The organism is Pseudocitrobacter sp. 2023LY-00077, from assembly GCF_055796175.1.
On the sequence record NZ_JBSPEI010000001.1, the window covers coordinates 385,967 to 407,120 of the forward strand.

The following is a 21,154-nucleotide window of genomic DNA, read 5'->3' on the forward strand; positions in this document are numbered from 1 at the left end:
GAGAAGAATAATGAGCAAATATGTTTTTGAACCCCAGGCCCCCGTTGCGATCCCGGTTGTTGGTAGCGAGGAACAGTTCCCGGTCCGCCGCGTCTATTGCGTAGGCCGTAACTACGCCGCCCATGCCCGCGAAATGGGCTTCGATCCGGACCGCGAACCGCCATTCTTCTTCTGCAAACCCGCTGATGCGGTTGTTCCGGTTGCCGCAGGCGAAACGTTGAATCTGGCATATCCGGCGCAGACCGATAACTATCACTATGAAATTGAGCTGGTAGTGGCGATTGGCAAAAAAGGCAGTGATATTCCGCTGGAAAATGCCCATGAATACGTCTGGGGTTATGCGACCGGCCTGGATATGACGCGCCGCGACCGTCAGATGGAGATGCGCCAGATGGGCCGCCCGTGGGAAATCGGTAAAGCGTTCGATAACTCCGCACCCATTTCGCCGCTGCATAAAGCCGCTGACGTTTCCGGCGTCGATAACGCGCCCATCTGGTTACAGGTCAACGGGGAAGATCACCAGCGCAGCGACATTAAACATCTTATCTGGTCAGTGAATGAAACCATCAGCTATCTGTCGGGCTTCTTCGAGCTGCAACCGGGCGACCTGATTTTCACCGGCACGCCGGAAGGCGTTGGGGCAGTAGTGAAGGGCGACACGATTACCGGCAACGTGGATGGTTTAACGCCTATCGCCGTGAAGATTGTTTGAGGTGACGGATGAAGCTGTACAGTTTTTTCAATAGCTCGGCCTCCTATCGGGTGCGCATCGCGATGGCACTCAAGGGAATCGATTATGACACCGTCGGCGTCAATATTCGTATCGGCCAGCAAAACGCGCTGGAGTACCGCAGGATGAACCCGGTTGGGTTGGTACCCGCACTGGTGACGGACGATGGCGAATCGCTGGGGCAATCACTGGCGATTATTGACTGGCTGGACCGCCATTTCCCGCAAGCTCCGCTGCTGCCGCAGAACGATCCTGCGCGGATGCGGATTCTGGAAATCGTCTATGCCATTTGTTGCGATATCCACCCCATTAACAACATGCGCGTCCTGCGCTACCTGAGCGATGAGCTGAAGGTCAGCGAAGAGGACAAAAAACGCTGGTATGCGCACTGGGTCCAGCAGGGGCTGAGTGCGGTGGAGCAACTGCTGCGCCACAGCCAGTCGGGGCAATTCTGCGTGGGCGATACGCCGACGCTGGCCGATTGCTGCTTAGTGCCGCAGTGGGCCAATGCGTTACGTATGGGTTGCGATCTTAGCGGGTATCCCCGCTGTAAAGCCGTGTATGAAGCCTGTTCCGCGCTGCCAGCGTTCGTCGCTGCCGCACCCGAGAACCAACAGGACAAAATCCCGGCATAATAAGGAGAGTTATCATGGCAAAAGTGACGAGTGCAATTATTGTCGGTGGCGGGATTGGCGGCGCGGCGACCGCGTTGTCTCTGGCGCGTCAGGGTATCAAAGTGATGCTACTGGAAAGAGCGCATGAAATTGGTGAAATCGGCGCGGGCATTCAGCTTGGTCCGAATGCGTTTTCGGCGCTGGATAGCCTGGGCGTAGGCGACGTTGCCCGCCAGCGCGCGGTGTTTACCGACCATATCACCATGATGGACGCGGTGAACGGCGAAGAAGTGGTGCATATCGAAACCGGGCAGGCGTTCCGCGACCACTTTGGCGGCCCGTATGCGGTTATTCACCGTGTGGATATTCATGCGACGGTGTGGGAAGCGGCGATGGTGCATCCGTGCGTGGAATATCGCACCTCAACGCACGTGGTGGATATCCGCCAGACCGACCATGATGTCACCGTGTTTGATGACAAAGGTAATAGCTGGACGGCAGATATTCTGATTGGCTGCGACGGCGTGAAATCCGTGGTGCGTCAGAGCCTGCTGCAGGATACGCCACGCGTTACCGGACATGTGGTGTATCGAGCAGTGATTGACTGCAACGATATGCCGGACGATCTGCGCATCAACGCCCCGGTGCTGTGGGCAGGCCCGCATTGTCACCTGGTGCATTATCCGCTGCGCGGCGGAAAACAGTACAACCTGGTGGTGACGTTCCATAGCCGCGAAACGGAAGAGTGGGGCGTGAAGGACGGCAGTAAAGAAGAGGTGCTCTCTTACTTTAAAGGTATTCACCCGCGTCCGCGCCAGATGCTCGACAAGCCAACGTCCTGGCGTCGCTGGTCCACCGCCGATCGTGAGCCAGTGGAAAAATGGGGTAACGATCGCATTACGTTAGTGGGCGACGCGGCACACCCGGTAGCGCAGTATATGGCGCAAGGGGCGTGCATGGCGCTGGAAGATGCGGTCACCATCGGCAAAGCGCTGGCGCAATGCGACGGCGATGCGGCAGAAGCGTTCGCGCTGTATGAGTCTGTACGTATTCCGCGCACCGCGCGCATTGTCTGGTCGACCCGTGAAATGGGGCGCATTTATCACGCCGCAGGCGTCGAGCGTCACGTGCGAAACCTGTTGTGGAAAGGCAAAACCCAGGCCGAGTTCTATCGCGCGATGGAGTGGCTCTACGGCTGGAAAGAAGATAACTGCCTCGAACCCCGCTAACAGGCTTTTAACCGATGAAAAGAGGCGCTAACATAGCGCCTCTTTTTTTACCGGGTATCAATATGCGTGTTTTACTGGCGCCGATGGAAGGCGTGCTCGATTCGCTGGTGCGTGAGCTGCTGACCGAAGTGAATGATTACGATCTCTGCGTCACCGAATTTCTGCGCGTGGTGGATAAACTGCTGCCGGTAAAATCTTTCCATAAACTGTGCCCGGAACTGAGTAACCACAGCCGCACCTCGAGCGGCACGCTGGTGCGCATCCAGCTTCTGGGCCAGTATCCCGAATGGCTGGCCGAAAACGCCGCCCGCGCGGTGGAGCTCGGTTCATGGGGCGTGGACCTCAACTGCGGTTGCCCGTCCAAAATGGTTAACGGCAGCGGCGGCGGGGCGACGTTGCTGAAAGATCCCGAGCTTATCTATCGCGGCGCGAAAGCGATGCGTGAAGCGGTGCCAGAGGATCTCCCCGTTACCGTCAAAGTGCGGCTGGGCTGGGACAGCGGCGCGCGCCAGTTCGAAATCGCCGATGCGGTACAGCAGGCGGGCGCAACCGAGCTGGTTGTGCACGGTCGTACCAAAGAAGATGGCTACAAGGCTGAGCGTATTAACTGGCAGGCCATTGCTGACATTCGCCAGCGCCTGACTATTCCGGTAATCGCCAACGGCGAAATCTGGGACTGGGAGAGCGCGCAACAATGCCTGGCGGTGACCGGATGTGACGCGATAATGATTGGCCGTGGGGCGCTGAACGTGCCGAACCTGAGCCGGGTCATTAAGTATAACGAACCGCGAATGCCCTGGCCGGAGGTGGTGCGTCTGCTGCAAAAATATTGTTTGCTGGAAAAACAGGACGACACCGGGCTGTATCATCTGGCGCGCATCAAGCAGTGGTTGGGCTATCTGCGTAAAGAGTACGAGGAAGCCACAGAACTGTTTATGGCGGTGCGGGCGTTGCAGGACTCCGCCTCGGTGGCGCGCGAAATCCTGCGCTGGCGTTAAGCTTTTCGGGCACTCAGAATAAAAATCATCGGGCGCTCTTTCTCTTCGTCCAGCGCCGGGTTTGCGGCGATTTGCTCAGCCGTCGGCCCCCATTCATCCAGCGCTTCAATGATGAAACCTGCGGCAATTAACGCATTAATCCAGGTGGCGAGTTTGCGGTGCTGCTTCTTAACGCCATCGGCAAACCAGTTGCTGATGCGCTCGCCTTCCTGCTGATACTGGCTGACCGGCCAGTGCTTGTTTCCCTGATTATCCACTACCCATTGTTGATTCGCTGGCGCGGTATAAACAGGATGCTCGGCGGAGAAAACCAGTTTGCCGCCGGGCTTTAAGGTCTGATGCAATGTGCGGAATAAGCGGTCAATATCCGTTAGATAGTGCAGCGCCAGTGAACTGTAGGCCAGGTCGAAGGTGCTGGCTGGCAGAACAAGCGTTTCAAGGTCAGCACGCTGATAGGTAATGTGTTGACCGGACGTCATCTCCTGCGCTTTCGCGAGCATTTTCTGCGAAACATCCAGCCCCAGCACATTCGCAGCGCCGTTATCGCGCGCCCAGCGGCAAAACCAGCCGTAGCCGCAGCCTAAATCAACAACCTTCTTGCCCTGAATTTCAGGCAGCATTGTTTGAATACTCGGCCACTCCGGTGCGCCGTCTAACCCTTTTACCGAGCGTTCCAGCGTAGCGTAACCGGCAAAAAAGTGCGGATCGTCATAAATATTTTGTGTCATCAATAACCTCTAATTCATTCACGTAATAAATAATTATGCCAACGTTTGCGGTTAAATTATATTAAGTCGCGCGCTTTAATTCGATCTGAATCAAAAAATAGCAGTAAAGGTATTTCAAAACATGATTAACGTATTTATAAGATGCATAAATAACGCGATGTGATCACTTTCTCCTGATTATTCTTCCACACGGGTTACTAAAGCAAAGCGCCTGATTTTCTCTATTATTTGCGCCTCTTTTCAGACGCTCGCAAATTCCATGAAACATTCTGTCAGAACGCTCGCGGTATTAAGCTTACCGATTATATTTACGCTTTGCGCCTGCGCGCCATCTCATGAAACCGAGGCGCGTCTGGCAAAAACGCTGCCCGTTTCGCATATTGATTCGTCGCTGCCCGTGGCGCTGAAAAACGGCTGGCCGCAATCCACCTGGTGGCACGATTACCACGACCCGCAGCTTAACGCGCTGATTGAACGTGCGCTGCGCGATGCGCCGGATATGGCCGTCGCGCAGCAGCGTATCAAACTTGCGGAAGCGCAGGCCAAACTGGCCGAAGCGAACGGTGGACCGCAGGTGAATTTCTCCGCTGACCTGGAACGCCAAAAAATGTCAGCGGAGGGGCTGATGGGGCCGTTTGCTTTTGACGATCCGGCTGCGGGTACCACGGGCCCGTGGTATACCAACGGCACCTTCGGCTTAACGGCGGGCTGGAATATCGATTTGTGGGGAAAAGATGCCGCGCAGGTGAGCGCGCGAATTGGCAAAGTGAAAGCCGATATTGCCGAGATGGCGCAAACTCGCCAACTGCTGGCGAGCAGCGTGGCGCGGCTATACTGGCAGTGGCAAACGGAATCGGCGATTCGCCAGCAGCTTGAACAGATTCAGAATGAACAAAATCTGATTGTGTCGGTGGATAAAAAACTCTATCAGGCGGGCATTACCGACTCGGTGGAAGGCGTTGAAAATGATATTAACGTCGGTAAAACCGGGCAGCAACTGGCGGATATCGACGGGGATCTGAAAGAGATTGAAGCGCGGTTGATGGCGCTCACCAACGCGCAATCAACGACGTTGCCGTTGAAGACGGTGGCGTTACCCACGGTGGCGACACAATTGCCGGCGCAACTGGGCTTTGAGCTGCTCGCACGTCGCCCGGACTTACAGGAAGCGCGCTGGCTGGTGGAATCCACCCTGAGCGATGTCGATGCGGCGAAAGCGGCGTTTTACCCGGATATCAACATCATGGCGTTCCTGCAACAGGACGCTCTGCACCTGAGCGATCTGTTCCGCCACTCCGCACAGCAGATGGGCGTCACGGCAGGGTTAACGCTGCCCATCTTTGACAGCGGCAGATTAAACGCGAATCTGGATATCGCCAGCGCGGAAAATAATTACTCCATTGCCCGTTACAACAAAGCGGTGGTTGATGCCGTTAACCAGGTGGCGAAGTGCGCCAGCCAGATGGAAACGTTGGCCGCGAAAAACCAGCAGCAAACTAATGTGCAACGTGATGCCGGACGCGTGGCGGCGCTTGCGCAGGCGCGGCTGAAGGTGGGGATTATTTCCAACGCGCAGTACAGCCACGCGAAGCTGCCGGCGCTGCATGAGCAGATTAATGCTCTGAAGTTGCAGGGCGAATGGCTGGATGCCTCCATCCAGCTGACTTCTGCGCTCGGCGGCGGGTATCAGGCGTTATGATTTATCCGTGCGGCGTTTAAACCACCAGCGTAACGCCAGCACGATGGCGACGGCCAGGATAACCCAGATCCAGTGTTTCAAATGAGTATCGAGGTCGTGCAGCCACGGCGCAATCACTTCACCGCCCACATAGCCGAGGGTGGTGAAGATCAGCGCCCACAGCAGCGCGCCAAAAATATTGAGCGGCAGAAAGAGTTTCGGTGGTATACGGCTGGCACCAATCAGTAGCGGGCCGATAATACGAAAGCCATACATAAAGCGGCTGCCAATGACGAAGAGGTAGGGATGACGCTGGATCAGCCGTTGCGCTTTGCGGATTTTGCTGTGCTGACGCGAGTAGCGCTTCAGCATGCGTCCGCCAAAGTGGCGGCCCAGTAAATAGAGCACCTGATCGCCAATCATCCCGCCGAGCGCGACGGAAACCACCACCAGCGGGAAACGCAGTAACCCCTGATGCGCCGCCACGCCGCCCAGCAGCGTCACCGTTTCGCCTTCCGCCATACTGCCCAGCACCAGCACGGCATAACCATATTGTGAAATCAGAGCCGGTATATCCATCGTTATCTTCGTTTCCTTTAAACATCTCCTTTAAGCATACACCCCTGAGCCGAAGCCGGGGACGACGTTATTTTTTGTCTGCTCAATAAATAATCTATTAGTGTGAATTATACTTACGCTACGTGGTACGAAGCCGTGTCGAGGAGGCGTTATGAACCATGTCTGGGGTCTGTTTTCCCATCCCGATCGAGAAATGCATGTCATTCGGAGTGAAAACGAAACCGTTTCACACCATTACACGCACCATGTTCTGTTGATGGCCGCGATTCCTGTTATCTGTGCATTTATAGGAACAACACAGCTGGGCTGGAATTTCGGCGATGGCAATGTGGTTAAACTGTCACCCGTGACCGGTTTAATCCTGGCCGTACTTTTCTATGGGGTAATGCTCGGGGGCGTCGCGGTGATGGGGCGCGTAATCTGGTGGATGGCGCGTAACTATCCGGAGCGTCCGTCGCTCAAGCGCTGTATGGTGTTTGCCGGTTATGTGGCGACGCCGATGTTTCTGAGCGGTATCGTGGCGCTCTATCCGTTGGTCTGGCTCTGTGCGCTGATTGGTACCGTTGCGCTGTTCTACACCGGTTATTTGCTTTATGTCGGTATCCCGACGTTCCTCAATATTGACCGGGAAGAGGGGCTGAGCTTCGCCAGTTCAACCCTGGCAATTGGCGTGCTGGTGCTGGAGGTGCTGCTGGCGATCACTGTCATTCTGTGGGGCTATGGTTACCGATTGTTCTGATCCGTTCTTATGCATTGCTGGTGTGAATTATTTCACGCCAGCAATGCAGCATTTATTCACTATTCTTTTCTGGTAGGTGCCTTGCGCTCCGCGCTATGATGACGACCTCGCTGCGTTGCCTTAACGCGCGCGGCGACCATATTCCATACAGTGCATAAATAACCACCAGAAAACACATCATGCAGAAATTTCGCGTTTCCCTGCTCAGCCTGGCGTTAATGCTGGCTGTGCCTTTTGCGCCTCAGGCGAGTGCTAAAACGGCGGCGACTGCCGCAGCTTCGCGCCCGGAAATTGCTTCCGGGAGCGCGATGATTGTCGATCTTGAAACCAACAAAGTGATCTACGCCAGCGAACCGGATCTGGTGCGCCCGATTGCGTCCATCACCAAAGTGATGACCGCGATGGTGGTGCTGGATGCGCGCCTGCCGCTCGATGAGATGCTGAGCGTTGATATCAGCCACACGCCGGAGATGAAAGGGATCTACTCCCGCGTGCGTCTGAACAGTAAAATCAGCCGTAAAAATATGCTGTTGCTGGCGCTGATGTCGTCGGAGAACCGCGCGGCGGCAAGCCTGGCACATCACTACCCAGGCGGTTACGATGCCTTTATTCGCGCCATGAACGCGAAAGCCAAAGCGCTGGGGATGACGCACACGCGCTATGTGGAACCGACCGGGCTGTCGATTCACAACGTGTCAACGGCGCGCGACCTGACCAAAATGCTGATTGCCACCAAACAGTATCCGCTGATTGGTCAGTTGAGCACCACGCGTGAGGATATGGCGACCTTCGCTAACCCGGCGTACACGCTGCCGTTCCGCAACACCAACCACCTGGTGTATCGCGATAACTGGAATATCCAGCTGACCAAAACCGGCTTCACCAATGCGGCGGGTCACTGTCTGGTGATGCGTACGGTGATGAACAAACGTCCGGTGGCGATGGTGGTCATGGACGCGTTTGGCAAATATACCCACTTCGCCGACGCCAGCCGTCTGCGTACCTGGGTCGAAACTGGTAAAGTGATGCCGGTTCCTGCGGCGGCGCTGAGCTATAAAAAGCAGAAAGAGTCGCAGATTGCGGGCAACCTGGCGCACGGTAAAGTGACGACCCAGGAAGATTAAGTTTATTCGGCTTCGGCGCAGTAACGCCGGATGGCGGCTACGCCTTATCCGGCCTACCAAACCCCAGCACCGCCCCGTAGGCCGGATAAGCGCAACGCATCCGGCAAAACCCGGCACCGAACCTACTACTCCGGCAGCGTCCAATCCCCATCATTGAGCGGGCGCTGCATGATCAACGTATCCCGCCAGTCACCCAGCTTATAACCCACGCTGCGCAACTGCCCGGCAATCTCAAATCCCATTTTTTTATGCAGGTTCAGTGACCCCGGGTTGTTGTGGCCATCGCCGACCACCGCCAACATTTGTCGCCAGGGCCCCTGCTCGCAAATCTCAATTAACCTGCCCAGCAGCGCGCTGCCAATGCCGTGTCCGGTCATGGAGGTATCCAGATAAATCGACTCCTCCACCGTATAACGATAGGCCGGGCGAGGGCGGTAGGGTGACGCATAGCAATACCCAACCACGACGCCGCGATAAAGCGCAACCAGCCACGGCAGACCGTGGTCATTGACCTTCTTCATGCGTTCGCGCATTTCATCAATGGACGGCGGGGTTTCTTCAAAGGAGGCTCGCCCGTTCAGCACATGCCAGGCGTAAATAGCGGAAATTGCGTGGACGTCATCAGGCTGGGCTAAACGAATTTCAACATCAGTAGCGGCTTCGCGCGCGGACATACTCAGATTCCTTGTGAAAAAAATCGCCGGAGAAACGTTCCCCCGGCGTCATTCACTCACTCTAATACGGCGCGAATCTGAATAACAATCCGTCTCTCTTATTTCACGGAGGGCTCGTCGCTTGTGGCGGGAACGTGATTATTCTGCGGCTTTCCTTCACCCCAGTATTTCTGTTTACTGGTTTTACCGATGCCGGGGTTCATGCTGTTCGTCGGATCGTTTTCACGATAAAAACGTTTTAACGTGTCGGCGGCTTCGTACAGATGGCCGACATTGTGCTCCGCCGGATACTGCGCGCCGCGTTCGCGAAGCAGCACCAGCATTTTTTCTTTCAGCTCGTGCGCGTCCACGCCTTTTTTGACGATGTAATCCTGATGGAATACGTGGCACATAAAGTGGCCGTAGTAGAGCTTATGCACCAGTTGGCTGTCGATTTCCGGCGGCAGATGTTCGAACCACTCGGTATCATTACGACGCAGGGCGATATCCAGCGCCAGAATGTCTTCTACTTCATCGGCGTGTACCGCCTGATAGCGAATGGCCGCGCCCGCCGCCGCGAAACGGTGCAGGAAGGCTTTGCTTCCCTCTTCGGCGGTACAGACAAAATAGCCGCCTTCCGCCTGTTTAAAGTACTCCGCCAGCCAGGCCTGCGCTTCTTCAATACCGTCGCCCGCCATTTTCAACAGCAGGTGATGCTCATATTTATCGCGCCACTGTTTCATGCGCGCCGGAAGGTGCGCCGGGAAGACGTGCCCGACCTTCTGCATAAAACGGTCGGTAAAGTGCGGCTTAAACAGCGACACTTTGTCCAGCATCGCGTCGGTGCGCCCCTTCAGGGTGAAGAAGAACGGCATTTTGTCGGTGCCGAGTTTATCGATCATCAGGAAGGTGTCTTTGCCGTACTGCTCGGCGATATCGTAAATATCGCGATGCATATATTCGCCCGCCACCGGCAGGTTCTTGAATTCCGCCAGAATGTGGCGACGGATTTCCGTCAGCACGTCCGGCTGATTGGTGCCGATATAAAACACCTGCTGACGTTTTTCCGCCGGGAAGGTGTCCAGACGCACGGCGAAAACGGCCAGTTTCCCGGCGCAGCCGGATGACTCGAACAGGCGTTCCGGGTCCGCGTTGTAGCGGGCAGGGGTGTCGGCTTCAACATCACGTACGCGAGTGACGTAATCGTGATCGTGCGCGTGGCGGCCATCGTGGCGCACGTCGCTGTCTTTCACGCGTTCATCATCGAGTTTACTGAGGATCTGCTCGGGCGTTTCACCCAGATCAATGCCCAGGTGGTTAACCAGCGTCAGCTTGCCGTTCTCGTCAATGCGCGCAAACAGCGACATTTCAGTATACGCCGGGCCACGCTGCACCAGCGACCCGCCGGAGTTGTTGCAGATCCCGCCGATAACCGATGCGCCAATGCATGAAGAACCAATCACAGAGTGTGGCTCGCGTCCCAGCGGCTTAAGCGCTTTCTCCAGAGAATAGAGGGTGGTGCCCGGCCAGGCCAGCACCTGTTCGCCTTTATCGAGCAGATGCAGCTTATCAAGACGCAAGGTACTGATGATGACAATCTCGCGATCATAATCGTTGCCGCTTGGCGTAGAACCTTCGGTCAGGCCGGTGTTCGCCGCCTGCATCAGAATGATTTTATCCGCGTTCACGCAGGCGTTGAGTACGCGCCACAGTTCAAGCAGTGAACCGGGGAAGACAACGGCCAGCGCGTCACCGTGACCGGAGCGGAAGCCCTTGCGATAGCGGGCAGTTTTCGCCGGGTCAGTCAGCAGGTGAGCGTGACCGACCAGGCGGGTGAGTTCGTTAATTAGCGCTTTATTATCAGTGGTGGCTTGTGCAGACATTATTCCACTCCTTGTGGTGAGACTAATTTGTCGTCCCTAAGAATAGCGCTTTGCAGATTTATTGGGAGTACGAATGTTTCGAAAATTCAGAGAATAACCTTCGCTTTCTGCTCCTCAGCCGTTTAGGCTTATGGCAAACTGCGGTTTTTCATCAACTTTCGCCGATTGACTGGCATGGAATAAAGAGACTAACAACATGAAATGGTTATGTTCTGTAGGCGTCGCCGTGAGCCTGGCGCTGCAACCCGCGCTGGCGGAAGATCTGTTCGGCAATCACCCTTTGACGCCCGAGGCGCGGGATGCGTTTGTTACCGGGCTGCTCAAAAAGATGACGGTTGATGAAAAAATCGGTCAGCTTCGTCTGATAAGCGTCGGCCCGGATAACCCGAAAGAGGCGATCCGCGAGATGATTAAAGAAGGCCAGGTTGGGGCAATCTTTAACACCGTCACCCGCCAGGATATCCGCAAAATGCAGGATCAGGTGATGGAACTGAGCCGCCTGAAAATTCCACTGTTCTTCGCCTACGACGTGCTGCATGGCCAGCGTACCGTCTTCCCGATAAGCCTCGGCCTGGCGTCCAGCTTTAACCTTGATGCGGTGCGCACCGTTGGCCGCGTGTCTGCTTATGAAGCGGCGGATGATGGTCTGAATATGACCTGGGCACCCATGGTTGACGTCTCGCGCGACCCGCGCTGGGGCCGTGCTTCAGAAGGCTTTGGCGAAGATACCTATTTGACCTCAATCATGGGCAAAACCATGGTGGAAGCGATGCAGGGCAAAAGCCCGGCGGATCGCTATTCGGTGATGACCAGCGTGAAACACTTCGCCGCCTACGGCGCGGTTGAGGGTGGGAAAGAGTACAACACCGTTGATATGAGCTCGCAGCGTCTGTTTAACGACTATATGCCGCCGTATAAAGCGGGGCTGGATGCGGGCAGCGGTGCGGTGATGGTCGCGCTGAACTCGCTGAATGGCACGCCTGCAACCTCGGATGCGTGGCTGCTCAAAGAGATCCTGCGTGATAAGTGGGGTTTCAAGGGCATCACCGTTTCCGATCATGGTGCGATTAAAGAACTGATTAAACACGGTACGGCTTCTGACCCGGAAGATGCGGTACGCGTGGCGCTGAAGTCCGGCATCAACATGAGTATGAGCGATGAATATTACAGCAAGTACCTGCCGGGACTGGTGAAATCCGGCAAGGTGACGATGGCGGAACTGGACGATGCCGCGCGTCACGTGCTGAACGTCAAATATGATATGGGGTTGTTTAACGACCCGTACAGCCACCTTGGGCCGAAAGAGTCTGATCCGCAGGACACCAACGCCGAAAGCCGTCTGCATCGTAAAGATGCGCGTGATGTCGCGCGCGAAAGCCTGGTGCTGCTGAAAAACCGTCTCGAGACGCTGCCGCTGAAAAAATCGGGCACCGTGGCGGTGGTTGGCCCGCTGGCCGACAGTAAGCGCGATGTGATGGGTAGCTGGTCCGCCGCGGGCGTGGCAGACCAGTCGGTGACCGTGCTCACCGGGATTAAAAACGCGCTGGGCGATAAGGGCAAAGTGGTTTACGCCAAAGGCGCGAACGCCACCAACGATAAAGGCATTGTCGATTTCCTGAACCTGTATGAAGAAGCGGTCAAAGTTGACCCGCGCTCCCCGCAGGCGATGATTGATGAAGCGGTGGCGGCGGCGAAACAATCCGACGTCGTGGTGGCCGTGGTGGGCGAAGCGCAGGGGATGGCGCATGAAGCCTCCAGCCGCACCAACATCGAAATCCCGCAAAGCCAACGCGATTTGATTGCCGCGCTGAAAGCCACCGGCAAACCGTTGGTGCTGGTGCTGATGAACGGGCGTCCGCTGGCGCTGGTGAAAGAAGATCAGCAGGCTGATGCCATTCTGGAAACCTGGTTCGCCGGTACCGAAGGCGGCAACGCCATCGCCGACGTGCTGTTTGGCGATTACAATCCGTCCGGTAAATTGCCGATGTCCTTCCCGCGCTCAGTGGGGCAGATTCCGGTTTACTACAGTCATCTCAACACCGGTCGCCCGTATAACGCGGATAAACCAAACAAATACACCTCGCGCTACTTCGATGAAGCCAACGGCCCGCTTTATCCATTTGGTTATGGCCTGAGCTACACCACCTTCACCGTTTCTGACGTGAAAATGTCAGCACCGTCAATGACGCGCGACGGCAAGGTCACCGCCAGCGTAGACGTTACCAACAGCGGTAAGCGTGAAGGCGCGACGGTCATTCAGATGTATTTGCAGGATGTGACAGCGTCAATGAGTCGCCCGGTGAAACAACTGAAAGGCTTTGAGAAAGTGACGCTGAAACCGGGTGAAACGCAAACCGTCAGCTTCCCGATAGATGTAGAGGCACTGAAGTTCTGGAATCAGAGCATGAAATACGATGCAGAACCGGGCAAATTCAACGTCTTTATCGGCGTGGATTCGGCGCGCGTGAAGCAGGGGGAGTTTGAGCTGAAGTAGGCCTTCGCCCCTCACCCTAACCCTCTCCCGCAGGGAGAGGGAACCGATCGTGCCAATCTGCTTGTTCTGCGCTGGTTTTCCCCCTCTCCCTGCGGGAGAGGGCCGGGGTGAGGGGGGCACTCACCGCACCTACCAAAAATCAATCCCCATCCTCCATCCATTTCCCACTTCCGTGAACATCGTCACCTTCCGCAATAACATTTCGCCGTCACCCCCATTTTGCTCGCTCTTTTATTCCTCATTGCGCATGAAAATGTGATCTTCAACGCATTTCCCGTTCCTCTGTGGCGTTGATTTTGTGCGCGCCATCAAAAGCTATTTCTCCCCCGTTCGGCGGACGTGATGATTTTCACTATTACGTAAAAAAGCCTGGAAACGGAGCGCGAGCGAAGGGCGAAAACTTCGTTAAATGCGGCTATCGAAAATCAAACAGGTAGCGCAATGAAACTCTCCCTCGAACAGGCCGGGCTCGATAACACCGGCACGCGTCCGGTTACGGCACAGTTGCAGCAGATGATTGATACCCTGGCGGCGGCAGGCGGCGGTACGCTGATCATCCCGCCCGGCATCTGGTTGACCGGCACGCTGGTGCTACCTTCCCATTTTACATTGCACCTGGAAGCCGGGGCCTGCTTGCGCGCAAGCCCGAACGTGGCGGATTACCCGGCAGACCTGACGCAGTCTATGGCCGAGTTGTCACATATGGCGCTGTTGTACGCCCGCAATCAGCAACAGATTACCCTCAGCGGGGAAGGGCGCGTGGAAGGCAATGCGGCAGCCTGGTTTGCGCCGCAGGCGGATGCGCAGGGCTATCGTCAGCCTGCCGCGCAGCGACCGCGCCTGCTGGTGCTGGAAGGGTGTGAGCAGGTGCGGCTGTGCGATATCACGCTGGCGGATTCGCCGATGTGGACCGCACACCTGGTGAGCTGCAAACATATTTTCATTCATCGCTTAACGATTGATAACGATCTGGCGCTCTCCAATACCGATGCGCTGGATCTCGATAGCTGCCAGTTTGTGCACATCAGCGACAGTTACTTCAGCGCTGCCGATGACGGCATCTGCCTGAAAACCACCCGTAAAGCGTCTGCGCTGCAACAGCCTACCTGCCATGTGGTGGTGAACAACTGCATCATTCGTTCGAAAAGCTGCGCCATTAAAGTGGGCACTGAAACGGCGGCGGATATCAGCCACATCATCGTCAGCAACTGCACCATTTTTGAGTCTAATCGCGGCATCGGTCTGGTGTCGCGCGATGGCGGCACGTTCAGCCAGATGAGCTTTAGCAACATTCTGTTTGATTGCCGTCACGGTCATCCGTGCCATTGGGGAAAAGCCGATCCGGTGTATCTCTCCGCGCGCCGTCGCGACCCGCAGGTTGCCGCCGGGCAGATTCAGCACATCACCTTCAGCAACCTCTCCGGTATCAGCGAAGGGGCAATCAACCTGCACAGTGAAACCGCAGGCGATATTCACAACATCACTTTCAACGGCGTTCAGCTTCAGCAGGTGCAGGGTGATGCGCAGGAGCAGGGCTGCTTTGATGTTCGCCCACCGTGCAATCCGGCGAAACCGACCGGGATGGGGCTGGATAACGCCTACCTGGTGAACCCGGAAACCGGGCGCGCGTGGGGCGTCGAGCCATACCCTGGCGGGCTCCCGGCGCTGTATGCCGACGGCGTTACCGGGCTGGTGCTGCGTGAATTCAACGCTGTGCGCCCGACGCCGTTGCCGGCGGGCTGGCATTCGCAGGACGTGGTGATAGTGAACGGGAAATAAGCATTCAGAGCGGCGGCGCGGCTCTGGGGTCGCTATCGCCGGATGTCAGTTTAAGGGGATGGAAAAATGATAAAAAAAGTCAGGGAGATAAAACTCCATAACTATGTCTGTTACGGCCTGGCGGATGTGATTGGCTCGGGGGCCTTCACGCTGGTCAGCGCCTGGTTGCTGTTCTTCTTAACCACCTTCTGCGGCCTGACGCCGATTGAGGCCGGGTCGCTGTTTGCGGTCGCGCGTATTGTCGATGTGATTATGTGCCCGCTGATGGGCTACATTTCCGACAACTTCCACAAAACCTGGCTGGGCCGCCGCTTTGGCCGTCGCCGCTTCTTCCTGCTGCTCAGCATTCCGCTGGTATCGGTGTACAGCCTGCTGTGGGTGGACGGTTTTAACTACTGGATGTATCTGCTGGTCTACATCCTGTTTGAAATCGTCTATTCGATGATTTTGATCCCGTACGATACCCTGTCGGCGGAAATGACCTCTGATTTCACCAAACGGTCGAAACTGACCAGCGCCCGTATGTATATCGCGCAGTTTGCTGGCTTTACCGCCGCGTTTCTGCCGGGGCGTCTGATTAACTATTTTGGTTCCGATTCGGCGGATTCCTTCTTCTACGCCGGGGCGATTTTCACCGTGTCGTTCATGGTCGTGTTGTTCTTTGTCTATTTCGGCACCTGGGAACGCTCTATCGAAGAGATTGAACAGAGCGAGCGCACCATCGAAGCCGCCGAGAAACTGCCGCTTTCCACGCGTATTTTCAATATCTACTACGACTTTGTTTCTACGTTAAAAATCAAAACATTCCGCTCTCACCTGGGCATGTATCTGGGCGGTTCCGTGGGGCAGGATATCTTTAACTCCGTCTTCACCTACTTTGTGGTGTTTGCGCTCTCCACCTCGTCGATTGTGGCCTCTAATCTGCTGAGTGCGATTAATGGTCTGCAATTCTTCGGCGTCGGCGTCGCCACCTGGCTGACCCTGCGCTACTCGCCGTCTCGCGCGTTTGCCACCCAGGCCAGCATGGCGTTAATTGCCTTTGCCTTGTTCACCTTCACCTACCTCAGTGGCTCAACCAGCATGGCGCTGCTCTATCTGGCGGCGGGGATTGCGGGCCTGGCGCGCGGCGGTATCTACTCCATTCCGTGGAACAACTACACCTTCGTGGCGGATGTGGATGAAATTCTCACCTGTAACCGTCGTGAAGGGATTTTTGCGGGCTTTATGAGCCTGCTGCGTAAAGCCTCTCAGGCGCTGTCTATCTTCCTGGTGGGTGTTGCGTTGCAGATGTCTGGCTTTGTTACCGGTCAGGCAAGCCAGCCACAATCGGCTATCAACATGATCCTCGCCATCATGATAATCCTGCCGGTGATCCTCACCGTATGGGGTATCTGGTCTGCCTTCCAGTTCAAAGTGAATGGTCGTACCCACGCGATTCTCAACGATGAAGTGGCGCGCCTGAAACAGGGTGGCAGCAAAGCGACGGTCACCGCCGAAACCAAAGAGGTTATTGAGTCGCTGACCGGCATGCCTTACGAGCAGTGCTGGGGAGATAACACCGTCGGCTGTGTAAACCGCAGCCTGATGAAAGCGAAAGAAAACGCGGTGCAGTTGAAGAACGCGTAATCATTGACCCGCCCGGCGCACTGTGCGCCGGGCTTACTTTTTTGACTGGCATTTATGACTGAACATAGCGTGTACATTCAACAAGGCATCTGGGCGCGAATTGGCCTTCCTCGCCAGCTGCTGTGGGGCTTTATTGGCGTCTTTTTGTTTATTACCGGCGCGACTATCGAGCAGAGCTGGCTGGCGTCGCTGCTGCAACAGCGCGGCTTTGACGCGCGCGATATCAGCATGATGTCGTCGGTCTTCGGCCTGTGCGTGGCGCTGGTCTCCTGGTTCTCCGGGATTGGCGCTGGCGTGCTGGGGATTCGTCGCCTGATGTGGGCGGCGACGCTGGTTTATTTTATCGGCTCGGTGCCGTTTATCTTCTGGGCTCTGCCCAACGGCAACTATCTGTTGATGGTCGGCAGCTATGCGCTGCGTGGGGTGGCTTATCCGCTTTTTGCCTACTCGTTTCTGGTGTGGATTAACCAGTGCTGTGAAACGCGCATTCTGGGGCGGGCGGTTTCCTGGTTCTGGATTGCCTTTGGCGTGGGCATGACCATCGTCGCGCCGTGGTTTTCGGGTTTTATGATCCCACGCAGCGGGGAAACCACTACCTTGCTGATTGGCTTCGTTTTTGTGCTGGCGGGCAGCGGGTGCGCGCTGGTGCTTAATCGGGTACAGCCCGAGCGCGAGTCAGATAGCAAAATTTTACCGGCGCTGGGCGAAGGGCTGATGGTGCTGGCGCGCGAGCCGAAAATGCGCCTGGCGGTGCTGGTAAAAACCATCAATGATATCGGTAAATTCTCGTTGGTGATTTTAATGCCGGTTTACCTGCCGCGCTTTGGTTTCAGCATTCAGGAGTGGCTGACTATCTGGGGGCTGGTCAATGTGCTGAATATCTTTGCCGGATACTTCTTCGGTTGGCTGGGCGATACCATTGGCTGGCGTAAAACCGTGGTCTTTTTCTCCGGCACGCTCTGCGGCGCAGCGTCGCTGGCGGTGTGCTACGCCCCGGTGCTGTTCGGAAATAGCGGGGTGGCGTTGTTTGCCGCACTGGCTATTTACGCCATCGGCCTTGGCGCATTCGGCCCGCTGAGCGCGCTGATCCCCGCGCTGCTGCCGGAAAACAAGGGCGCGGCGATTTCCTGCCTTAATTTAGGCTCTGGCTTAAGCAACTTTGCCGGGCCGCTGATTGTCACGCTCTGCGTCGAACCGCTCGGCGTGGAAGGTACGCTATGGGTGATTGCGATACTTTATTTCGCCGCCAGCGTGCTGGCGATTCCGCTAAAGGTGCCACAAGAAGATTGATCGACTACGCTTTTTCCTCAGGAACATGAAAATAATGAGGAATAAGTATGTCAGGTACAAAACGTTGGGCAGGTTCACTGGCATTTCTGGCAGCCGTGAGCCTGCCGCTTCAGGCGGCGTCTCCGGTAAAAGTCGGCTCGAAAATTGATACCGAAGGGGCGCTGCTCGGAAATATCATTTTGCAGGTGCTGGAAAGCCACGACGTTAAAACGGTCAACAAAGTGCAGCTTGGCACCACGCCGGTTGTGCGCGGCGCGATCACCTCCGGCGAGCTGGATATCTACCCGGAATATACCGGCAATGGCGCATTCTTCTTTAAAGATGAAAACGATGCGGCATGGAAAAATGCCCAGCAGGGTTACGAGAAAGTCAAAAAGCTCGATGGTGAGAAAAATCATCTTATCTGGCTGACGCCTGCGCCCGCCAACAATACCTGGACCATTGCCGTGCGCCAGGATCTCGCGGATAAAAACAAACTCACCTCACTGGATGACCTCAGCCGCTATCTGAAAACGGGCGGAAGCTTTAAGCTTGCGGCGTCCGCTGAGTTTATCGAACGCCCGGATGCGCTTCCGGCCTTTGAGAAAGCCTACGCGTTTAAACTTAACCAGCCACAGTTGTTGTCGCTGGCGGGCGGCGATACCGCGGTAACGATTAAAGCCGCCGCCCAGCAAACGTCCGGCGTGAATGCGGCGATGGCCTACGGCACCGATGGCCCGGTGGCTGCGCTGGGATTAGTTACCCTGAGCGATCCGAAAGGTGTGCAGCCGATTTATGCGCCAGCGCCGGTGGTGCGCGAAGCGGTGTTGAAGGAATATCCGCAGCTGGAAAACTGGTTGAAACCGGTATTCGAAAGCCTGGATGAGAAAACCCTTCAGCAGCTTAACGCCCGCATTGCGGTAGAAGGCGTCGACGCGAAGAAAGTGGCGGCGGATTACCTGAAAGAGAAGGGGCTGGTGAAATAACTTTTCAGGGCGTCTGCAATGACGCCCTGAACGTTTACCCGCTTGCGGTAAGGTTTGCCTGATAGCGGCGATAGTTGCCGTCATCGGAAATCACATCATAAACCAGATGGCTTCCTGAATGGAGGGAAGCAGGCCGTGATATCTGTTCTTCGCCGTAAGGCGCAATCATCATACTGGTCGGTTTCTGCTGGCCAGGAAGATGCAGCGATAAGCTCATATACCAGGGGGAGGGGTTCGCCACCCGTAACGTATCTCCGCTAACGCTAAAGCGCAGCCCGCGCTCATTTTTATCTTCTGGCGGCTGCAAGCCCGCCGGGCGAACGAATACCTTCATGCGCAACCGCAGCGGCAAAATCACTTTTTGCCCTTCACGGCCGCTTGCCGCGTTATCCGGGGCAATCTGATAAATATTGAGCCAGAATAGTGATTCCCTGTCCTCAGCCAGTCCCTGGCGAGAGGCGAGCATCAGCTTTAATGACCGAAGCTCGCCCGGGAGCATCTTAAAGACCGGTGGAATAACCACCACCGGCGTAGGGTTCACATCCGGCGTGCTGGCCGGATCGCCATCGTCCGCCCATACCTGAATCACCATCGGCGTCGTTCCATCGTTAGAGAGATTTAACGAGCGAGCGACGTCGCTGCCGCCGAAAACGATCCGCGTGCGATCAACGTTTACTGCGGCGCTCACCTGAGCCGAAAATGCCAGCAGTAACGCCACCTTACTGAAAACTGACCACCACTTGTAATTGCGCATTGACTGTTCCTGCGGTAACCGTTTGACCGCTGATGGCCTCAAGAGAGGCGGTGAAATCGCCGGTATACGTTGTCACGGTGTCCGAGGAAACCAGCGTGGTGAGATCTTTATAGGCGTACCAGCCCCGCGTATTTCCGGTGCCCATACTGGATTGATCCGGCAGCAGATTGAGCGCCGTGCCATTGCTGTTATAAATCTTAATGCCCACGCCTGAGGCGACCCCTTTGCTGCCGTACTGGGTATCCAGCAGCCATGTCAGGCCACCGCCGGAGGTCACCAGATTCAGCGTTCGCGCGGCAGCCACCGCGGCTGGCTGATTGACCAGAAAGCCCATGGCTACGTTGGCAGCGCTGGCGGTCGAGGCGCTGGTACTTGAAATCGCACCGGATTCACACTGCAGGCTAACGCTGAACGGAGCCTGGCTGACGTTTCCGGCCTGCAGCTGAGCGACGCTCATCGTCGGTAAAGGCACGCGCGCGGGATAATCGCTGACCTGGCAAATCGCCCCGCGAATATAGGTGACGCTGCCGTAGCTGCCCCATGCGCCCGGCCAGCCCCAATGCCAGCCCGAGTAATTTGAAAGGCTATCAGCGCCATTTGCCAGAGCGTCTGAAACACCTGGCCCTTTGAACGCGATATAACCGCGCGGTTGGGTAAAGAGATCGACATAACGCTTAGAGCCTTCGGCGCCGTAGGTGGTTGAGTTGATTTTAAACATCTCATAGAGCACGTTACTGAACGCGCTGGCCGGGATGTAAATGTAGGTCCCGTCACTGTACCAGTCGCTGGCGGTGAATTTGCGCGACTTCCAGTAGCGGCTGTAGGGCTCGCCGGTGGTGAGGTTGGTCATACGTACCGCGACGTTTTTCACATAATCGTAGTAGGCCCCCTCCACCTCTGAGGTGGTATATTTCCCGGCATAAGTAGAATCGCCGTTGGTGGCATAAAACTCATACAGACTGTCGGCATCCGCGACGGCGCAGCGGAACAGAATCTGATTCGCGGTATAGGGCTTATTGGTGGCGGCGGTCAGGAAACTCCCCACACCGCTACCCAGCAGTGTGCCAGACGGTTGAAAGTTGCTGCCGCTATTCAGGCTAATGACTGCCGGAAGGCCCACGTTGCCGCTACAGGTATCGCAGGCCCCTGTCCAGTCAGCTGCCGTATAGCCTGCGCTTTTGGCAGCTTCGGAGAGTGAACTTGTGCTGGTAACGCGGGCGCAGGTGGCCCACAGCGAGGTGCTGAAGAGAATGCCAACGAGGATGCTCAGGATTTGAAGCCAGGCGCGCAT

The 21,154-nt window shown here is 56.2% G+C and carries 18 protein-coding genes; 12 read left to right on the plus strand and 6 right to left on the minus strand.

Features of this window, described 5'->3' with window-relative positions; translation table 11 throughout:
• Positions 1 to 10 precede the first annotated feature (10 nt).
• The 4 genes from ACWWFX_RS01775 to dusC all read left to right on the plus strand — a co-directional run bounded on the left by ACWWFX_RS01775 (position 11) and on the right by dusC (position 3,571).
• Complete coding sequence (locus tag ACWWFX_RS01775; RefSeq protein WP_276219840.1) at positions 11 to 712, plus strand: fumarylacetoacetate hydrolase family protein; 702 nt, start codon at positions 11 to 13, stop codon at positions 710 to 712.
• 8 nt (positions 713 to 720) lie between these two features.
• Positions 721 to 1,365, plus strand: coding sequence for a maleylacetoacetate isomerase (maiA, locus tag ACWWFX_RS01780; RefSeq protein ID WP_473223052.1), 645 nt, complete (start codon positions 721 to 723; stop codon positions 1,363 to 1,365).
• Between the two features lie 14 nt (positions 1,366 to 1,379).
• On the plus strand, positions 1,380 to 2,573 hold the full coding sequence (locus ACWWFX_RS01785) for a 3-hydroxybenzoate 6-monooxygenase (protein WP_276219842.1): 1,194 nt from the start codon (positions 1,380 to 1,382) through the stop codon (positions 2,571 to 2,573).
• Positions 2,574 to 2,635: 62 nt separating this feature from the next.
• Positions 2,636 to 3,571, plus strand: coding sequence for a tRNA dihydrouridine(16) synthase DusC (dusC, locus tag ACWWFX_RS01790; RefSeq protein ID WP_276219843.1), 936 nt, complete (start codon positions 2,636 to 2,638; stop codon positions 3,569 to 3,571).
• Here the strand turns inward: dusC and ACWWFX_RS01795 are convergent.
• The gene (locus ACWWFX_RS01795) at positions 3,568 to 4,299 is read right to left on the minus strand and encodes a class I SAM-dependent methyltransferase (RefSeq protein WP_276219844.1); all 732 of its coding nucleotides are present in this window, start codon (positions 4,297 to 4,299) and stop codon (positions 3,568 to 3,570) included. The two genes, dusC and ACWWFX_RS01795, sit on opposite strands and share 4 nt — an antisense overlap.
• Before the next feature lie 259 nt (positions 4,300 to 4,558).
• Here ACWWFX_RS01795 and mdtQ point away from each other — a divergent pair, with 259 nt between their 5' ends.
• Complete coding sequence (gene mdtQ / locus ACWWFX_RS01800; protein WP_473223053.1) at positions 4,559 to 5,998, plus strand: multidrug resistance outer membrane protein MdtQ; 1,440 nt, start codon at positions 4,559 to 4,561, stop codon at positions 5,996 to 5,998.
• Here mdtQ and ACWWFX_RS01805 read toward each other — a convergent pair.
• Positions 5,993 to 6,556, minus strand: a complete 564-nt coding sequence (locus ACWWFX_RS01805; RefSeq protein ID WP_456145998.1) for a DedA family protein — start codon at positions 6,554 to 6,556, stop codon at positions 5,993 to 5,995. The genes mdtQ and ACWWFX_RS01805 overlap by 6 nt on opposite strands.
• 151 nt (positions 6,557 to 6,707) lie before the next feature.
• Between ACWWFX_RS01805 and ACWWFX_RS01810 the strand changes: the two genes are divergently transcribed.
• Positions 6,708 to 7,295 (plus strand): Yip1 family protein, encoded by a 588-nt coding sequence (locus ACWWFX_RS01810; protein WP_015963755.1) that lies wholly within the window; start codon positions 6,708 to 6,710, stop codon positions 7,293 to 7,295.
• 179 nt (positions 7,296 to 7,474) lie between these two features.
• Entirely contained in the window at positions 7,475 to 8,419 is a 945-nt protein-coding gene (gene pbpG / locus ACWWFX_RS01815; RefSeq protein WP_456145997.1) for a D-alanyl-D-alanine endopeptidase, read from the plus strand.
• A 125-nt stretch (positions 8,420 to 8,544) separates the two neighbouring features.
• Here the strand turns inward: pbpG and ACWWFX_RS01820 are convergent, their stop codons facing one another.
• Complete coding sequence (locus ACWWFX_RS01820; RefSeq protein ID WP_276219848.1) at positions 8,545 to 9,093, minus strand: GNAT family N-acetyltransferase; 549 nt, start codon at positions 9,091 to 9,093, stop codon at positions 8,545 to 8,547.
• 98 nt (positions 9,094 to 9,191) lie between these two features.
• Complete coding sequence (dld, locus tag ACWWFX_RS01825) at positions 9,192 to 10,955, minus strand: D-lactate dehydrogenase (protein WP_276219860.1); 1,764 nt, start codon at positions 10,953 to 10,955, stop codon at positions 9,192 to 9,194.
• Positions 10,956 to 11,151: 196 nt separating this feature from the next.
• Here dld and bglX point away from each other — a divergent pair, with 196 nt between their 5' ends.
• From bglX to osmF, 5 genes are all read left to right on the plus strand, one after another.
• Complete coding sequence (gene bglX, locus ACWWFX_RS01830; RefSeq protein ID WP_473223054.1) at positions 11,152 to 13,449, plus strand: beta-glucosidase BglX; 2,298 nt, start codon at positions 11,152 to 11,154, stop codon at positions 13,447 to 13,449.
• A 441-nt stretch (positions 13,450 to 13,890) separates the two neighbouring features.
• Complete coding sequence (locus ACWWFX_RS01835; protein ID WP_473223055.1) at positions 13,891 to 15,228, plus strand: glycoside hydrolase family 28 protein; 1,338 nt, start codon at positions 13,891 to 13,893, stop codon at positions 15,226 to 15,228.
• 66 nt (positions 15,229 to 15,294) lie between these two features.
• Positions 15,295 to 16,854, plus strand: a complete 1,560-nt coding sequence (locus ACWWFX_RS01840; RefSeq protein ID WP_276220527.1) for an MFS transporter — start codon at positions 15,295 to 15,297, stop codon at positions 16,852 to 16,854.
• Positions 16,855 to 16,908: 54 nt separating this feature from the next.
• Positions 16,909 to 18,144 carry an MFS transporter gene (locus ACWWFX_RS01845; protein ID WP_473223056.1) on the plus strand — a complete coding sequence of 412 codons (1,236 nt, stop codon included), beginning with the start codon at positions 16,909 to 16,911 and terminating at the stop codon, positions 18,142 to 18,144.
• Positions 18,145 to 18,191: 47 nt separating this feature from the next.
• Complete coding sequence (gene osmF / locus ACWWFX_RS01850) at positions 18,192 to 19,109, plus strand: glycine betaine ABC transporter substrate-binding protein OsmF (RefSeq protein WP_276220525.1); 918 nt, start codon at positions 18,192 to 18,194, stop codon at positions 19,107 to 19,109.
• Between the two features lie 34 nt (positions 19,110 to 19,143).
• Here osmF and ACWWFX_RS01855 read toward each other — a convergent pair whose 3' ends face one another.
• On the minus strand, positions 19,144 to 19,863 hold the full coding sequence (locus ACWWFX_RS01855) for a fimbrial assembly chaperone (RefSeq protein ID WP_473223057.1): 720 nt from the start codon (positions 19,861 to 19,863) through the stop codon (positions 19,144 to 19,146).
• On the minus strand, positions 19,829 to 21,154 hold the full coding sequence (stbD, locus tag ACWWFX_RS01860; protein ID WP_276220523.1) for a fimbrial usher protein StbD: 1,326 nt from the start codon (positions 21,152 to 21,154) through the stop codon (positions 19,829 to 19,831). Before stbD ends, ACWWFX_RS01855 begins: the two co-directional genes overlap by 35 nt.

Bases quoted from the DNA above. Each gene is read 5' to 3' on its own strand.
- ACWWFX_RS01775 (WP_276219840.1), top strand. From the start codon at position 11: ATGAGCAAATATGTTTTTGAACCCCAGGCCCCCGTTGCGATCCCGGTT.
- maiA (WP_473223052.1), top strand. From the start codon at position 721: ATGAAGCTGTACAGTTTTTTCAATAGCTCGGCCTCCTATCGGGTGCGC.
- ACWWFX_RS01785 (WP_276219842.1), top strand. From the start codon at position 1,380: ATGGCAAAAGTGACGAGTGCAATTATTGTCGGTGGCGGGATTGGCGGC.
- dusC (WP_276219843.1), top strand. From the start codon at position 2,636: ATGCGTGTTTTACTGGCGCCGATGGAAGGCGTGCTCGATTCGCTGGTG.
- ACWWFX_RS01795 (WP_276219844.1), bottom strand. From the start codon at position 4,299: ATGACACAAAATATTTATGACGATCCGCACTTTTTTGCCGGTTACGCT.
- mdtQ (WP_473223053.1), top strand. From the start codon at position 4,559: ATGAAACATTCTGTCAGAACGCTCGCGGTATTAAGCTTACCGATTATA.
- ACWWFX_RS01805 (WP_456145998.1), bottom strand. From the start codon at position 6,556: ATGGATATACCGGCTCTGATTTCACAATATGGTTATGCCGTGCTGGTG.
- ACWWFX_RS01810 (WP_015963755.1), top strand. From the start codon at position 6,708: ATGAACCATGTCTGGGGTCTGTTTTCCCATCCCGATCGAGAAATGCAT.
- pbpG (WP_456145997.1), top strand. From the start codon at position 7,475: ATGCAGAAATTTCGCGTTTCCCTGCTCAGCCTGGCGTTAATGCTGGCT.
- ACWWFX_RS01820 (WP_276219848.1), bottom strand. From the start codon at position 9,093: ATGTCCGCGCGCGAAGCCGCTACTGATGTTGAAATTCGTTTAGCCCAG.
- dld (WP_276219860.1), bottom strand. From the start codon at position 10,955: ATGTCTGCACAAGCCACCACTGATAATAAAGCGCTAATTAACGAACTC.
- bglX (WP_473223054.1), top strand. From the start codon at position 11,152: ATGAAATGGTTATGTTCTGTAGGCGTCGCCGTGAGCCTGGCGCTGCAA.
- ACWWFX_RS01835 (WP_473223055.1), top strand. From the start codon at position 13,891: ATGAAACTCTCCCTCGAACAGGCCGGGCTCGATAACACCGGCACGCGT.
- ACWWFX_RS01840 (WP_276220527.1), top strand. From the start codon at position 15,295: ATGATAAAAAAAGTCAGGGAGATAAAACTCCATAACTATGTCTGTTAC.
- ACWWFX_RS01845 (WP_473223056.1), top strand. From the start codon at position 16,909: ATGACTGAACATAGCGTGTACATTCAACAAGGCATCTGGGCGCGAATT.
- osmF (WP_276220525.1), top strand. From the start codon at position 18,192: ATGTCAGGTACAAAACGTTGGGCAGGTTCACTGGCATTTCTGGCAGCC.
- ACWWFX_RS01855 (WP_473223057.1), bottom strand. From the start codon at position 19,863: ATGCGCAATTACAAGTGGTGGTCAGTTTTCAGTAAGGTGGCGTTACTG.
- stbD (WP_276220523.1), bottom strand. From the start codon at position 21,154: ATGCGCGCCTGGCTTCAAATCCTGAGCATCCTCGTTGGCATTCTCTTC.